This is a genomic window from Streptomyces sp. NRRL F-5122, assembly GCF_001507435.1.
Classification (GTDB): Bacteria; Actinomycetota; Actinomycetes; order Streptomycetales; family Streptomycetaceae; genus Streptomyces; species Streptomyces lannensis.
On sequence record NZ_LMWH01000126.1, the window covers coordinates 1 to 504 of the forward strand.

Consider the following 504-nt stretch of genomic DNA (forward strand, 5'->3'; position numbering starts at 1 on the left):
ACCCGACGACTGCGAGCGTGATTACTTTCCGTGGTGTTGCACGTTCGCCTGGCGAGGGTGATGGCACGTCTTGTACTGGTAGAGCCGTTGGCTGCTGGGATTGATCACGGTCGCGAGTGAAAGGCGGTCGGCCTGCCGTTGGGTCCGGCGGGTCGGAGTCGGTGGAGGTCGACGCTGGGCAGTCGGGCTTGAACGGCGGAGGACCCCGGCAGGTGCTGGGGTCCTTGGTGCAGCGCTGTACGTCCTGGTTGAGGTCCCCGCGCGATGAGGCGGCGCGGAGCTGTGACGGGCACCCGGTCCGCTTGGCGGTCGGGTTGAGGTCGTACCCGTCCTTGTCAGGCTGAGGTTCTCGGCTGCGGCCGGCCGCCTTGGGCGCGCAGTTGCTCGTTGATGCGCTGGGCTTCTTCGAGCTGGTCTTCGAGGATGACGATGCGGCAGGCGGCCTCGATGGGGGTGCCCTGGTCGACGAGTTCGCGGGCGCGGGCGGCGATGCGCAGCTGGTAG

At 68.1% G+C, this 504-nt stretch carries 1 pseudogene; it reads right to left on the reverse strand.

Annotated features, from left to right (window positions below):
• Positions 1–335 precede the first annotated feature (335 nt).
• Positions 336–504, reverse strand: a pseudogene (locus ADL25_RS15525) (MerR family transcriptional regulator); the annotation flags it as partial.